The 15,048-nt window shown below is 36.5% G+C and carries 14 protein-coding genes; 7 read left to right on the top strand and 7 right to left on the bottom strand.

The window, feature by feature from the left end; genetic code table 11:
• Positions 1–5: 5 nt before the first annotated feature.
• Entirely contained in the window at positions 6–617 is a 612-nt protein-coding gene (locus SOLCA_RS02650) for a fumarylacetoacetate hydrolase family protein (RefSeq protein ID WP_014678901.1), read from the bottom strand.
• 165 nt (positions 618–782) lie between these two features.
• Complete coding sequence (locus SOLCA_RS22085) at positions 783–1,355, bottom strand: T9SS type A sorting domain-containing protein (protein WP_014678902.1); 573 nt, start codon at positions 1,353–1,355, stop codon at positions 783–785.
• 205 nt (positions 1,356–1,560) lie between these two features.
• Here SOLCA_RS22085 and SOLCA_RS02660 point away from each other — a divergent pair, with 205 nt between their 5' ends.
• Positions 1,561–3,564, top strand: a complete 2,004-nt coding sequence (locus SOLCA_RS02660; protein WP_014678903.1) for a KUP/HAK/KT family potassium transporter — start codon at positions 1,561–1,563, stop codon at positions 3,562–3,564.
• A 228-nt stretch (positions 3,565–3,792) separates the two neighbouring features.
• Here SOLCA_RS02660 and SOLCA_RS02665 read toward each other — a convergent pair whose 3' ends face one another.
• Positions 3,793–5,724 carry an amino acid permease gene (locus SOLCA_RS02665; RefSeq protein ID WP_014678904.1) on the bottom strand — a complete coding sequence of 644 codons (1,932 nt, stop codon included), beginning with the start codon at positions 5,722–5,724 and terminating at the stop codon, positions 3,793–3,795.
• A 216-nt stretch (positions 5,725–5,940) separates the two neighbouring features.
• On the opposite strand from SOLCA_RS02665, the gene SOLCA_RS02670 reads away from it, so the two are divergent.
• On the top strand, positions 5,941–6,558 hold the full coding sequence (locus tag SOLCA_RS02670) for a phosphatase PAP2 family protein (RefSeq protein ID WP_014678905.1): 618 nt from the start codon (positions 5,941–5,943) through the stop codon (positions 6,556–6,558).
• A 36-nt stretch (positions 6,559–6,594) separates the two neighbouring features.
• Positions 6,595–6,942, top strand: coding sequence for a hypothetical protein (locus tag SOLCA_RS02675; protein ID WP_014678906.1), 348 nt, complete (start codon positions 6,595–6,597; stop codon positions 6,940–6,942).
• 58 nt (positions 6,943–7,000) lie between these two features.
• Here the strand turns inward: SOLCA_RS02675 and SOLCA_RS02680 are convergent, their stop codons facing one another.
• The 4 genes from SOLCA_RS02680 to yihA all read right to left on the bottom strand — a co-directional run bounded on the left by SOLCA_RS02680 (position 7,001) and on the right by yihA (position 11,973).
• Entirely contained in the window at positions 7,001–8,011 is a 1,011-nt protein-coding gene (locus SOLCA_RS02680; RefSeq protein WP_014678907.1) for a zinc metalloprotease, read from the bottom strand.
• A gap of 623 nt (positions 8,012–8,634) precedes the next feature.
• Positions 8,635–10,323, bottom strand: coding sequence for a M3 family oligoendopeptidase (locus SOLCA_RS02685; protein ID WP_014678908.1), 1,689 nt, complete (start codon positions 10,321–10,323; stop codon positions 8,635–8,637).
• A gap of 131 nt (positions 10,324–10,454) precedes the next feature.
• The gene (locus SOLCA_RS02690) at positions 10,455–11,306 is read right to left on the bottom strand and encodes a UbiA-like polyprenyltransferase (protein WP_014678909.1); all 852 of its coding nucleotides are present in this window, start codon (positions 11,304–11,306) and stop codon (positions 10,455–10,457) included.
• A gap of 25 nt (positions 11,307–11,331) precedes the next feature.
• A complete protein-coding gene (yihA, locus tag SOLCA_RS02695) occupies positions 11,332–11,973 on the bottom strand; it encodes a ribosome biogenesis GTP-binding protein YihA/YsxC (RefSeq protein ID WP_014678910.1) in 642 nt (213 codons plus the stop codon).
• A gap of 185 nt (positions 11,974–12,158) precedes the next feature.
• Here yihA and ubiE point away from each other — a divergent pair, with 185 nt between their 5' ends.
• The 4 genes from ubiE to SOLCA_RS02715 all read left to right on the top strand — a co-directional run bounded on the left by ubiE (position 12,159) and on the right by SOLCA_RS02715 (position 14,974).
• The gene (gene ubiE, locus SOLCA_RS02700) at positions 12,159–12,890 is read left to right on the top strand and encodes a bifunctional demethylmenaquinone methyltransferase/2-methoxy-6-polyprenyl-1,4-benzoquinol methylase UbiE (RefSeq protein ID WP_014678911.1); all 732 of its coding nucleotides are present in this window, start codon (positions 12,159–12,161) and stop codon (positions 12,888–12,890) included.
• Positions 12,891–12,893: 3 nt separating this feature from the next.
• On the top strand, positions 12,894–13,634 hold the full coding sequence (gene porT / locus SOLCA_RS02705) for a type IX secretion/gliding motility protein PorT/SprT (protein ID WP_014678912.1): 741 nt from the start codon (positions 12,894–12,896) through the stop codon (positions 13,632–13,634).
• 52 nt (positions 13,635–13,686) lie between these two features.
• Positions 13,687–14,445: an SDR family oxidoreductase gene (locus tag SOLCA_RS02710; protein WP_042479190.1), complete on the top strand. Its 759-nt coding sequence runs from the start codon at positions 13,687–13,689 to the stop codon at positions 14,443–14,445.
• Positions 14,446–14,524: 79 nt separating this feature from the next.
• Positions 14,525–14,974: a GatB/YqeY domain-containing protein gene (locus SOLCA_RS02715; protein ID WP_014678914.1), complete on the top strand. Its 450-nt coding sequence runs from the start codon at positions 14,525–14,527 to the stop codon at positions 14,972–14,974.
• The last annotated feature ends 74 nt before the right edge of the window (positions 14,975–15,048 follow it).

Raw genomic sequence — 15,048 nt, forward strand, 5'->3', positions numbered from 1 at the left:
TAAATTTATTTGATTTCGAAATCAAGCAGTTTCTTGCCTTCCAGATACCCTGTTAAGCGGTCTCCAATATTTACTTTGCCAACACCTTCGGGAGTACCGGTAAATATAAGATCGCCTTTTTTTAGGGTAATATATTTTGATACGAAACTGATCAAGTGTTCAAAAGGGAATATCATATTTCCAGTATTGCCCTTCTGCACTTCGTTATCGTTGATCAATAAGTTAAAATTGATGTTTTTTAGATTCGAAAATTCAGATTTCGGAATAAACTCGCTTACCGGTGCCGAATTGTCGAAGCCTTTTGCCAATTCCCATGGCAACCCTTTTTCTTTAAGATTTTGTTGAAGGTCGCGAGCAGTAAAATCAATCCCCAAGCCTATTTCTTCAAAGTAATTGCCAGCAAATCTTGGGTCTATATGTTTTCCTTCTTTTGCAATCTTTAATACAATTTCAATCTCATGATGTATATCGGTTGAAAAATCGGGATGATAGAAAGGATTATTGTGTTTAAGTACTGCGGTATCCGGCTTCATGAATATTACCGGAGATGCTGGTACTGGATTGTTTAATTCTTTTGCGTGTGCAACGTAATTTCTTCCAATAGCAATTATCTTCATGCGTGTAGTATAAGTGTAATTGTAGTGCGATTTGTACAATAAAGGTCAATGACCAGAATCGTAAAAATATAAAATACCCGAATATTAATGATGAATCGGGAGAAAAGCGCAAAAAGAAAGTCCTGCAAAATGATTCGCAGGACTTTCCGATGGTACTAAAATATTTTAGAGTACTGATATTCTTTTTGAAACAGATTCATTGCCAACAGTCAACCTTACAAAGTAGAAACCTTTTTGAAGGGTATTGCTCACATTAAAGGTGATTTCCTGTGTTCCGGCAGAAGTACGTTGTTGAGAAACCAAAGTGGATATTTCGTTGCCCAGCAAATCCATTAATTTAATGGTTACCATGTTATCTCTTTTCAGGTTATAGCTAACTGTAAAGGCGTCGTTAACAGGATTTGGGTAAACTTTTACATCACTGATGTTTCTTTCTTCTTCTTGCGCATTTGCAAACATAATTGACCGGCCAGGTGTTGTTGTACTGGCAACAGGAAGCATATTTTTAGCGTTATAAAGAAGCTTGGATACTGAATATGGCTTAGGGGCAGAGTTCTTCAAAACATAATTTCCTTTCTTTTCAGAAAGGACTGACTTGCTGAATGAACTTAATGTATCTGTAAATCCAGGGCCTGAATTGCCTGGACCTACCCCCTCTAAGTTATGCGCAATAGCAGCTATTGACGCACTAAGAGCCATTAAAAGTAATAATGTATGTTTTTTGTAAATATATTTCATCGCATTGGCTACAAATATAGATAAATAAAACTTTTCGAGAGCAGCAGATTGTTTTAAATTTACTAATAATACTTCAAAAATATAAAAAGGTTTAAACCTATTTTATAAAAATATTAATACAATTATTAATCCAAAAAACATCGCCGTTTTAATTGGGTGATTTATAGTCAAAAAGTATATTTGCGCACAATTCTTATTTACTACTTTGAGCAGTCATAAACTTAACCGCGTAAGTGCCGCTGGTTTATTAATCAGTTTAGGTATAATTTATGGCGATATTGGAACATCGCCTCTCTATGTTTTTAAAGCCATTATTGATGGTAGGGCAATTAATGAAGTTTTAGTGTTAGGAGGAATCTCCTGTGTTTTCTGGACATTAACGTTGCAAACCACGCTTAAGTATGTAATTGTTACGTTACAGGCCGATAACAAAGGTGAGGGAGGTATTTTTTCACTCTTTTCATTAGTAAGGCGCAAGGCAAAATGGCTGGTTGTTCCTGCCATGATTGGTGGTTGTGCCCTTTTGGCAGACGGGATTATTACTCCACCCATTACGGTAACCTCAGCAATTGAGGGATTGCGTTTGGTTCCCAGCTTGCAACATGTACCAGTGGTGCCGGTTGTACTGATCATTATCACTTTGTTGTTTTTTATTCAGCAATTCGGGACTAATATCGTTGGTAAATCATTCGGACCCATCATGTTCCTTTGGTTTTCGATGTTGGGGGTACTGGGTGTAATGCAATTGATCACCAATCCAATGGTTTTAAAAGCCTTGAATCCATATTGGGCTTATAAGATCCTATTCGAAAATCCTCATGGGTTCATCATTCTCGGAGCTGTATTTTTGTGTACAACGGGTGCTGAAGCTTTGTATTCAGATTTGGGGCACTGTGGTAAACACAATATCCGCGTTAGCTGGACTTTCGTAAAAACCATGCTTGTGCTTAATTATTTAGGACAGGGGGCCTGGTTGTTAAAAGAGCATATGGGTACAGTTGTAGGCGAAAATCCATTTTACGGAATGATGCCTGATGCTTTTAGGTTATTTGGAATTGCGTTAGCCACTGCTGCTGCAATAGTAGCCAGTCAGGCTTTGATAAGTGGTTCCTTTACCCTGATTAGTGAGGCTGTGCGCATGAACCTATGGCCTAAAGTAAGAATTAACTATCCTACTGAATCAAAAGGACAATTATATGTGCCCAGTGTTAACTGGTTACTTTGGGCGGGCTGTTGTTTTGTTGTCTATCATTTTGGTGAATCCAGCAAGATGGAGGCGGCTTACGGCCTTTCAATTACCATTGCCATGTTAATGACCACCGTTTTAATGTGTGTGTTCTTGTTAACTCGCAAGGTTGCATTACCAATTGTAATTGTCTTTGTAGGGATGTATATAGTTGTAGAAGGTGCGTTTTTGTTAGGTAACCTTTCGAAATTTATGCACGGAGGTTATTTTACAGTGATTTTAGGAAGTTTGATCTTCTCCGTTATGTGGACTTGGTTTAAGGCTCGCAAGATCAAAAACCGTTATGTTAAATTTGTTGAGATTGAAGATTATTTTGAAATCCTTGAGGACCTTAGTAAAGACTCAACAGTTTCTAAATATTCATCACAACTGGTTTACCTTACCAGTGCAAACTTTGATTCGGAGATTGAATCGAAAATTATTTATTCTATACTTCAGAAACAACCCAAAAGGGCAGATGTCTATTGGTTAGTTCATGTGGACGTGCTTGATGAACCTTACAAAAAAGAATATCGTGTAGTTGAAATGGTTCCCGGAGTACTGTACCGTGTCGATTTCCGCTTAGGTTTCCGTGAAAGTCAGCGCATTAATATCTTATTCAGAAAGGTTGTAGAAGAAATGGTGAAGAATAAGGAAGTAAGCATTACAAGTCAATATCAGTCGTTACGCAAACATAATCTGGTAGGCGACTTCCGATTTGTAGTTCTTGAGAAAATTTTGTCTGATCCACGTGCACTATCATTCATTGAGCGTATGACCATGTACTATTACTTCGTTCTTAAAAAGCTTAGCTTATCTGAAGAAAAAGGGTTTGGCCTCGATCTGAGTTCGGTAGCTGTTGAAAAAGTTCCACTAGTATTAACAACCACTGATAATGTGGAGATTAAACGGGTTGATTTTGAAGGAGGAAATGGAGTAGATGCGCTTTATAACCCAAAGGCGGCAAAACATTCTGAGGTTTAAGTTAAACTTAGCTATAAAAAACGCCCGGTTATTACCGGGCGTTTTGTTTTAAGAGCATTTGTTTTTAATTAATGAAACTGTTAGGACTAACAGAAATAAGACAGATAAATGTAGTATTTATTAAATCACTTTTGTAGTTATTGCTGATTAAAATATTCAAATTATAAAGAAAACCGCCTCTGTTATGAAGCGGTTTTCCTTTTATAAAATCAATCGGTTGCCCGAGAATTATTGAATAGTTTGAACACTTTTTAGTTGAGCTAACTTGCTGTTTTTATAGCCATATGCAAAATAGATAACTAAGCCAACCAGTAACCATATTCCGAATCCAATCCAATTGCTTACACCCAATTCGCTCATCATATATAAGCAGGATAAGAAACCTAAAACCGGGATAAGCGACAAGCTCTTTTTGATACACAGAAAAATAGTGTACACGGCAATGATCATAAATATCCAAAATGGAATCTTGTGTTTAAACAGTGACCATCCGCTTTCATATTTTTTATCCCAAGATACCTTGGCTTCATCAACAAAAGCTTTATACTCTGTGTTATTTAAATTGCTCAGAAAAGCTTCTGTGTCATCACTTCCATGTCCTTTTGATGCTGCTAATTGTTTCACAGCAGAAAGCTCTTCTGCGTTAAGAGAAGTTACGAAAGAAGCAGGTGAATTTAATTGTGGCTCATTCTTCAGGAAAGCTATTGTTTCGGCCTTCTTGTTGGTAAACGCAAAGATTAATCCGCCAATTAAGATAAGCGGCATAATAAAACGGGAGTTAATATAAGGGGTTCTGAATTTACCTCTTGGAGCATTTGGTGTAGTTTGTAGTTTTAATACACCTGCACAAACCAATACAAAAGCGAATAGGGTTCCAATGCTGCATAAATCAGTAACAATGGTGAGGTTCATGAAAAGGGCTGGAACAGCAACAACAAACCCCGTCACAATTGTGGCAAAACTAGGTGTTTTAAATCTTGGGTGAATGTTAGAGAATTTTTTAGGCATTAATCCATCTCTACTCATACTCATCCAGATACGAGGTTGGCCCATTTGAAATACCAATAATACACTTGCCATTGCAATAACTGCACTAACCGCAATAATGCCTGATAACCACTTTAAGTTTAATTTGCCAAATACAAAGGCTAACGGATCTCCAACATTTAAAGATTCGTAAGAAACCATTCCAGTTAAAACCAAGGCAATGGCTACATATAAAATGGTACAAATAATAATGGCCCACATCATTCCTCGAGGAAGATCGCGTTGCGGGTTTTTACATTCTTCTGCAGTAGTTGAAATAGCATCAAAGCCAATATAGGCGAAGAATACGGCCGAAACACCTTTTAGTACGCCCGAAATTCCATTAGGAGCAAAAGGGTTCCAGTTATTAGTATCCACATAAAAAATGCCTACGGCTAATACCAGTAGAATAACGGCTAGTTTTACAACAACCATCGCATTCCCGGCATTTTTTGATTCTTTCATACCACGATAAACCAGCCAGGTAATGATAATAATGATTAATAAAGCAGGAATATCCAGGATCAGGTGAAGTCCACCGATTTGTGGTGAGGCATTCCATGCATTATAGGCCATCTGTAAGTGAGGATCAAGATTTTCGAATGATTTTCCACTCTGCATTAAAGCCGTTGCACTTTTGTATCCTTGAGAAATGGTCAGATAGTCTGTCGACATCCAATCAGGAATATGAATACCCCCGCTGTCAAGAAGTCCTGTAAAATAATCAGACCATGATATGGCAACAGTTATATTTCCGATGGCATACTCCATAATCAATGCCCATCCAATGATCCATGCTGCTAGTTCACCGAAAGCTACATAGGAATACGTATAAGCACTTCCCGAAACCGGAACCATTGAAGCAAATTCCGCGTAGGCAAAAGCTGCAAAACTACAGGCGATTGCTGTGAAAATGAATAAGAAAATTACGGCTGGACCTCCATCAAATGATGCTTTTCCGATCGTACTAAATATACCTGCACCAACAATAGCAGCTATTCCAAATGACGTTAAATCCCTCACACTTAATGTTCGGTGCAATGATCCATCGTCATGGCCGTGGTCTCCATGTCCTGCATGGGTTTCATTTAAAATGGATTCTACTGATTTCTTTCTAAAAAGATTTTTCAACATAAGTTTTCAGATTGGCTCTATGCTTTGAAGCATGAAAGATAAAAAGTTTATTGAATAAGCATTGCACAAAATAACATTGTGATAAATAAAAAAATCATGGTCTGTTAATTGGTTTTAGTAGTATTCAGAAGAATGAATATTGTATACAGGGTTGAACTAATGTAAAATGAGCGTTTAAATGGTAGATTTGTTAAAAAATCGCCGCATAATTTTTATATGATTAAACTAATCTCTACCAATCGAATTTTTTTTGTTTTAGTTATTTGCTGGCTTTTAATAGGTGGATTTTCATTGGCTGTTTACGGCAGTCCACAGCTGTTTTTGAGGTTGCGCGCAGATTTAGGACCTATTACTGATTTAATTTTCAGATCTATAACAGAACTGGGTAGTGCAACATTTTCTGTACTCGTAGCATTGTTTTTGATTTACAGGAATAAGAGATCGGGTCTTTTCGCATCGTTAGCGATGATAGTGGCGACAGTGATCACCCATTTAGTTAAGTTTTGGGTAAATGCTCCTCGTCCTTCTATATTTTTTGCCAATACCAATCCAATAAAGAGTATTGATGGAGTTCAATTGTTAACCGAACACAGTTTTCCATCAGGTCATACCACAGCGGCATTTGCATTGGCCTGTGTGCTAACTTTCATTACGGTTGATAAACGATGGAGTATTTTCTACTTCTTTATGGCTTTAATGGTTGGATTTTCACGTATTTATTTAGGACAGCATTTCCCAGTGGATGTATATGCCGGGAGTTTGATCGCTGTGGGTTCCTGTTCATTGGTTTGGGGTGCTTTTGAAAATAGGTCCCAAAATTATAAACAATACTAAATTAGTATCTTGTTATCAGATCAATTTATAAACCATATGACTCATCTTTTTTCACGTACTGTTATGTACACGCTTGTTTTTATAATTGGTGTTATTGTTAATAGTGGATGTGCTACTGCTCAAAAGAACTACAAAATGTCTGATGCTGAAATAAAAATGATTGTTATTTCCCGTGGAAGTTACCAATACCTGGTTAGGATAGGGGAGACCACTTATTTTCCAAAGAATCTGAGTGAGGAATTTAAGCAGGATGGGCTAAAAGTTCATTTAACTTATAAAGTATTGGAATTAAAAGAAAAGGTTTATAAGCCTTCACCAACAGATGTTCCTGAAGTTGACTATGAAGTTAACGTTATTGAGATAAAAGAGATGAAGCTGAAATAACTTAAAAAAAGAAAAGTCCCGCTCTCCCACGGGACTTTTCCATATAAATCGAAATAATTTAATTAACCCCAGCAGGCTGAGCGAATGAATTACGTGGTCCGCCAGCAGCAAACACAGCTAAAGCTCTTGTTTTTTGTCCCGCAGAGAACATGTACATACATGCGTCATCTGTATAATCCATGTAGTTCATGGTCATTTCAACAGGAGTACCACTACAAGTACTTAAATGAGGATATGAAGGACAACCAAAGTTGGCGGTATTGTGAGTTGGCGTGTCATTAACCAAGTCGCTACCGCAAGCTGCATCGCCCCAAATATGACGTAAGTTTAGCCAATGGCCAACCTCATGCGTTGCAGTTCTTCCTTTGTTAAATGGAGCTGATACAGTTCCAACGCGTCCAAAGAAGTTATAACCAATTACAACACCATCAGTTGCTGCACTTCCACCCGGAAATTGAGCATAGCCTAAGATAGTTTGACCACCAGAAGTCATTTTGTTTACTACCCACATGTTAAGCTTTGTTGTAGGGCTGGTAGGATCAATTCCTCCTTGCGACGATTTTTTCATCGCATCGTTTGTGCCCCAGCTTGATTTACTAGAAGATTTACGAACAATTTTATCAAGTTTAAATTTGACACCCACGGCAGCTTTTACGCCTGAGAATGCTGCAGGAACATTTCCATAATCAGCATTTGTACCTCCAAAATCTTCGTTTAAAACATCGATCTGTGACTGAATCTGAGCATCAGAAATATTCTGAGCAGCGGTTTTGTAAATAACATTTACAACAACCGGGATTTCAATGGTGCCGTCCGGCAATAAAGTGTTTAGTTCTTTCTCATTAGATGAAACACGTTGAGTAAAAGCCTCAATGTCGTTCATACGTTGCTGTAATTGAGGATCAGCATGTAATTGAGCATTAAGAACTTCCATTGATCCGCATTCACGTTTTACGGTTGCATTGGCTTCAAGATCGGTTCTTTCTTCTTTGGCTGATTCCATTTTGTTACAGCTCATTGCCAGAATCCCTCCGGTCAACACAAGGCTAAAAATTACATTTTTCTTCATGTGATTGTAATTAAAAGTTAATTATTGATTGAATTTGTAAGTGTGACATAAGTAAGGTGCATGTGTAAATGCAGACTCCGGGTGGAACAATACAAGACTCTCCCATGCCCTGGAAGAGAACTCTTGTAATTTCTAATAATTCCAACCCTGAGATTATTATTGATAGGTGAGATATTGAGCGTTTGTATAGAAGAAGGTGAAACCTATTGATTTGATTTTATCACTAATGGAGGTCTGGTTGTTAAGTGTTTTCATAAGAAATAATAAGCAGAAAAGAGAGTTTTAAACGTTTTTACTTAATTAACTTTCTTGATATAAATGTGTGATCGTGTTTGTAAAAATAATGATACGTTTTTTTTCTATCTTATTAAAATTCTGTGAGTTGAATAAAGTTTAAAAAATGCTTAAAAGGCATCTTTCTGGTTATTAATTGATTAATAAAAAATATATTATCCTGAAAAGATGTTAATGCTAAATTGAGTTTGGTTTTCATCTTTTCAAAATAATTTATAATTGATTTAAAACTTTTGAAAAATAATATTTTGCTGTAATTTATTTATGTAAAATAAAAAACGGGGCAATGTTTCCACAGCCCCGCTATACAAAATATTATGGTAAGTAACTTAGTCGAGTTTACTTAATTCTGATTTTACAAACTGCATTAGTTCGTGCACATATTCTTTACTGAAATTAAACGGAATACCGGCAGTTTTATAGATTTCACCAATAGGCTTTGTATATCCAAGTTTTAAAGCGCTTAAATAATTATCTAATGCTTTCTCTGGATTTTCCTTATAATTTCTCCATACAGCGATAGCTCCCAATTGTGCGATGGCATATTCAATGTAATAAAAAGGAACTTCGAACAAATGAAGCTGTTTTTGCCATAAATTGGTTTTAGCCTCTTCATATCCTGTCCAGTCGACAAAGCCGGCACCGAAACGATTGTAGATACTGATCCATGCTTCATTTCGTTCTTCTACAGAATGTTCAGGGTGGGTATAGATCCAATGTTGAAATGCATCAATTACTGCTACCCATGGAAGCGTTTTAAGAACATCTTTTAATTGATCTTTTTTGGCCCGAATCAGGTCTTCTTCCTTGTCAAAAAATACGTCCCATTGGTCCATTGAAATTAATTCCATCGACATAGATGCAAGTTCTGCGATCTCAGATGTCAGATGCTTAAAATCATTCAATTCAAGATCAGATGAAATAAAAGTATGAACAGCATGACCGCCTTCATGCACCATTGTGCTTAAGTCACGCATTGAGTTAGCTGAATTCATGAAAATGAAAGGCATTCCGGTTTCAGCTAATGGATAATTATAACCTCCTGGCGACTTTCCTTTGCGCGATTCAACATCAAACAGGCTGCGTTCTTTCATGGTGGTTAAACATTCACCCAAATAAGGATGCAGTTGTTCAAAGCATAAAATGGATTTGTCTACCAGCTCTTGTCCGTTGTTAAATGGCTTTAGCATCGGTTTTCCTGAAACATCTACATCAGTATCCCAAGGCTTCAACTCATTTAAACCTAAAGCGTCTTTTCGCTTTTCTGCTTGCTCTTTTAATAAAGGAACTACTTCTTTTTCAATTGCTTCGTGAAACTGAAAACAATCTTCAGGAGTGTAATCAAAGCGTCCCATTGAAGCGAAAGCATAATCTCTGTAATTGTCAAAACCTGCATTTTTTGCAACCTGTTGGCGCAGATTGATCAACGTAGTGTACAATTCATTAAGCTTGTCCTTGTCTTGCAGTCTGCGTGAGCTGATCGTTTCATAAGCTTGCTGACGAACTTCTCTGTTAGTATCTTTCAAGAAATTGGAAGCCTGTTCAAGTGTATATTCCTTATCGTTGATTATTACACTCATTGCTCCTGAAATGCCTCCAAACTTCTGTTGCTCAACCTGAAGCTGGCTCATTAACGGAATATTTTCTTCCCTAAATAATTCCAATTGTTTCTTGATTCCCCGAATAAGAATAAAGTATTTATTCTGATCCAGTTCTTTTAAGGAAGGAGCATTGATGAACTTTTTATTAAGTTCATTAGTGTATGGAGCAATTTTAGGTTCAATTTCAGTAGCAAAGTATTGAAAATCGGCTACTAGCTTTTCATCTGTAGTATCACATGTCATCTTAATATAACGCCATGCAAAATCTTCTTCTAAGGCAGCCTCAAGCTCGCTTCGATCAAGCAGCCATTTTTCCAGATCTGCTTTAGTATCAAAATTAGCGATGAGCAATTGTTTATAATAAGACTCGATACTTTCAAATGTTATGTTGAATTGTTGAGGGATGAAATTTCTCATTGTTGTTAAGTAATTACGTATTGCGTATTACGAGTTACTGGTTTTTACTGAATTTAATGATTAATTGATTAGCTATTAGTGATTAATCAATTATTAATTGAACTCGAAACACGTAACCCGCAACTCGAAATCTATTTTAAATACACATCTGCGAGGAAAAATACAGCGAATACAACGCTTGCAATTCCGTTTGCGGTCATAAAGGCTAAGTTTACTCTACTTAGATCGTTTGGTTTAACAACAGAATGCTGATAGATAAGCATGCCGATATAACCTGTAACACCTATCCAGTAAAAAATGCCGAAGTTTCCTAAGTAACCTGCAGCTATTACAAATAGTGCAGAGAAAACGTGTAAAACCGACGAAAAGTTTAACGCTTTTTTTGTTCCCAACCATTCCGGGATAGAATGTAGTTTTTGAGAACGATCAAAATCTTCGTCTTGTAATGCATAAATAATATCAAAACCGCTTACCCAAGTAATTACTGCAAACGAAAATAAGATGGGTAAAACCGCAAATTCACCTGTAACAACTAAATAGGCGCCAATAGGAGCTAATGAAAGGCCTAAGCCTAAAACCAAATGACAAAAGGAGGTAAAGCGTTTAGTATAACTATAGCCTAAAACCACTAATAAGGCAATTGGTGATAAGTAAAAACAGATGCTATTAATAAAGTAAGTAGTAACTATAAATGCGGCACAGTTAAATACAGTAAAAAATAAAGCTTTCTGTGGACTAATAACTCCGGCTGGTATTTCACGTACTTTGGTGCGTGGGTTTTGTGCATCAAAATCACGATCTATATAACGGTTGAAAGCCATGGCTGCACTTCGGGCAAAGACCATACACGCTATCATCAACACAAATTTTTTCAAATCAAACGCCACTCCAGTTACTGATACGGCCAAAATGAATCCGATAATAGCAAATGGCATTGCAAAAATGGTATGACTGAATTTAATGAGGGATAAATAATTTTTCATTTGTTGGTTTATGGCTTCTTTGTTTTTATAAATCAGTATCTTCAGTTGATTTGATTTGGATATCGTCTAAATTAAAACTCTGGTTCACGCTATCAATGAATTCAAGTAATTCTTCACGCCCGCTTTTATCCTCGGCGGAGGTAACAAATAGCTGCGGAACCTCTTCCCAGGTTTTCAATAGTTCATTTTTAAACAACTGAACGTTTTGAGCGGTTTTTCCTTTTGATTGCTTATCCGATTTGGTAAAAACAATTACAAAAGGTAATCCCAATTCTCCCAATGAGTCAATAAACTGTAAATCAATTTTTTGCGGCTCAAGTCTGGAGTCCACCAACACCATTACGCATTGCAGGTTTTCTCTTTTTGATAAATACTGCCTGATAAATTTACCCCATTTTTCAGCAGAAGTTTTTGACACCCGGGCAAAACCGTAACCAGGTAAATCCACCAAAAACCAATTGTTATTTATCTGGAAATGATTTATTAATTGAGTTTTACCGGGAGTTTGCGAAGTTTTAGCCAGTCCCTTTTTGCCCGTCAACATGTTAATCAATGATGATTTACCAACATTAGAACGGCCAATAAAAGCGTACTCGGGCAACGACGGAGGAGGTAATTTGCTTACCTGAGTGTTGCTGCAAACAAATTCAGCAGATTTTATGATCATTCTGCAAAGATAGTATTTATTGATTATTGTGAGATTACACTGATTATTGTGGGATTACACCGATTTTAATAGCGAAAGATCTCACATGGATATTATAATCATAGGTGTAATCAACAAACAATAATCTGTGTAATCAAAAAATCAATAATCAGTGTAATCCCAAATAATCATATCTTTGCCTCACGATGGCAGAAGCAGTTAAACCTTACAAAGAATTAGATTCGACTAAGAAAGAGCAAGTAGCTCAAATGTTTGATAAAATTGCAGGAAAGTACGACTTCCTGAATCATTTTCTTTCATTCGGAATTGATATTTGGTGGCGAAAAAAGGCGATAAGTGAACTTAACGCTATTAAACCGAACTTGATTTTAGATGTTGCAACCGGCACCGGTGATTTAGGTTTTAAAGCAATTGAAATGTTAAAGCCTGAAAAAGTTATTGGTATCGATATTTCGGAAGGAATGCTGGCTTTTGCAGAAAAGAAAATAGCAGAACGCAACCTACAGAACGTTTTTTCAGTACAGGTAGGAGATTCTGAAAATCTGCCATTTGCTGATAATACATTTGATGCAGTAATAGTGAGTTTTGGGGTTCGTAACTTTGAAAACTTAGAAAAAGGGCTGGTAAATATTCAGCGTGTATTGAAACCGGGAGGAAAAGCTGTAGTATTAGAATTCTCCAAACCAACAATGTTTCCTTTTAAACAATTATATAATTTCTATTTTTTTAACTTACTTCCGTTTTTTGGAAAATTTGTTTCAAAAGACAACAGTGCTTATACGTATTTGCCGGAATCTGTTTATGCATTTCCGGACGGTGAAAAATTTACAGATATTATGAAGCGCTCAGGATTTCAACAAACTAAAATTAAAAAACTAACGTTAGGAATAAGTTCAATCTATACAGGAATTAAATAACCAATGAAAAAAGCCTTACTGTTCGTAATTTTTGCGCTTCTCAGTCTTTCAGTTAATGCTCAGTTTTTAAACACAGGCGGCGACATTGATCATGAACGGTTAAACTTCGGTTTTTTATTGGGCATAGACAGAGGGTCATTTGTAGTTGCCAAACAGAGTGATTTCAGTATACCTGGTTCAAATCCATACACTCCCAATGATACGCTACAGGCTATCAAACCTTTGGGCAGCATGGGGTTTAGTCTTGGGCTACTAGCTAACTTAAACCTTTCAAAGAACTTCGACCTGCGTTTTACACCTAAATTCTCTTTCATCGACAGACAGTTGGAATTTGAGTACAATAAAGCCTCTGATCGAAAAGTTTATAATAAAAAGGTTGAATCGACATTTTTGGAACTGCCACTATTATTGAAATTTAAATCAGACCGCCAGCGTGATGTGCGTATGTACATTATTGGAGGGATTAAATTTGTGACAGACATTCGTTCAAAAAAGAAAAAGAACGATGATTCTGATTTTAATCCTGACGATGATCGTAAGTTGGTTAAAATCAATAACAGCTTTTTTGCTGTTGAAGCAGGCATCGGAGCTGATATCTATTTGGAGTATTTTAAATTTTCACCTGAATTTAAACTCTCCCGCAGCATGACCAATGTGATGAAAAAGGGAGACGATAACTTATTTACACGTCCATTAGCAGGTCTGTTCGCTGAAGCATTTCACTTTACGATGTATTTCGAATAATATTAATTGGCGGAAACTCCGTTATTCAACTTACACTCAAAAATTATTACCAATGAATAAGATAGTAATGATTACAGGTGCCACCGCAGGGATTGGTGAGGCCTGTGCTCATGTATTTGCCAAAAATAACTACGATCTGATACTCACAGGAAGACGTGAAGGCCGATTAATGAGCCTTACCAATGAGTTGAAAGAAACCTATAAGATCAATGTACTTCCAATGGTTTTTGATGTTCGTGAGTTAAGTGAAGTGAAAAATGCTATTGATAGTCTGGATGAAAAGTGGAAAGCAATAGATATTTTAGTGAATAATGCAGGTTTGTCGGTAGGACTTGAGCCAATTCAGGAAGGATCTTTTGATGATTGGAACCGAATGATAGATACTAATGTTAAAGGCTTATTGCATATTACACGTTTAGTAAGTCCTTTAATGATTGCACGTAAAAGCGGACATATCATCAATCTTGGGTCAATTGCCGGTAAAGAAACTTATGCAAACGGTAATGTTTACTGTGCAACAAAACATGCAGTTGATTCATTAAATAAAGCAATGCGCATTGATTTATTACCCCATAATATAAGGGTAAGTGCAATAAATCCGGGTGCAGTTGAAACAGAATTCTCTCTTGTGCGTTTTAAAGGGGATGATGAACGTGCTAAAAACGTTTATAAAGGATTCGAACCCTTAACAGCTGCTGATATTGCCGATACAATTTATTATGTCGCTTCATTACCTCCGCATGTAAATATTAATGATTTAACCATTATGCCAACTGCACAGGCAAATACAGTTTATTGGAATAAAAATTAATGTGAATTAATGATTATGAGTAGTGTATTGCAAAGAAATAATACGTAACTCGCATCTTTAAACCCCTAATAGATTAAATATGTCACTTTTAGAGAAAATAGATCAAGATATAAAAAAAGCGATGTTAGCAAAAGAAGAAGCTACACTTCGCGGATTAAGAGCAATTAAAGCTGCATTGTTGGTAGCAAAAACTGAAAAAGGCGCAGCAGATACTCTTTCTGAAGATACCGAAATTAAGGTTTTACAAAAGCAAGCTAAACAACGCAAAGAATCTGCAGATATTTACTTAACGCAAAATCGTCCGGATTTAGCTAAAATTGAGCAGGAAGAGTTGGAAGTGATTGAAAATTATCTTCCAAAACAAATGAGTGAAGAAGAAGTTGAGGCAGTGGTTAAACAGCTAATAACCGATACTGGTGCAGCAGGAATGAAGGATATGGGAAAAGTGATGGGAGCTGCCACCAAGCAACTGGCAGGACAGGCTGATGGTAAAATAGTGTCGGCTGTTGTAAAAAAATTATTGTCGTAACTTTTTTAGACATAGATGTTTATTGTTTAAAAAAAATAACTGGGAATTTATTCCACGTGTTATTTTTTTGTTTT

The organism is Solitalea canadensis DSM 3403, from assembly GCF_000242635.2.
Classification (GTDB): domain Bacteria; phylum Bacteroidota; class Bacteroidia; order Sphingobacteriales; family Sphingobacteriaceae; genus Solitalea; species Solitalea canadensis.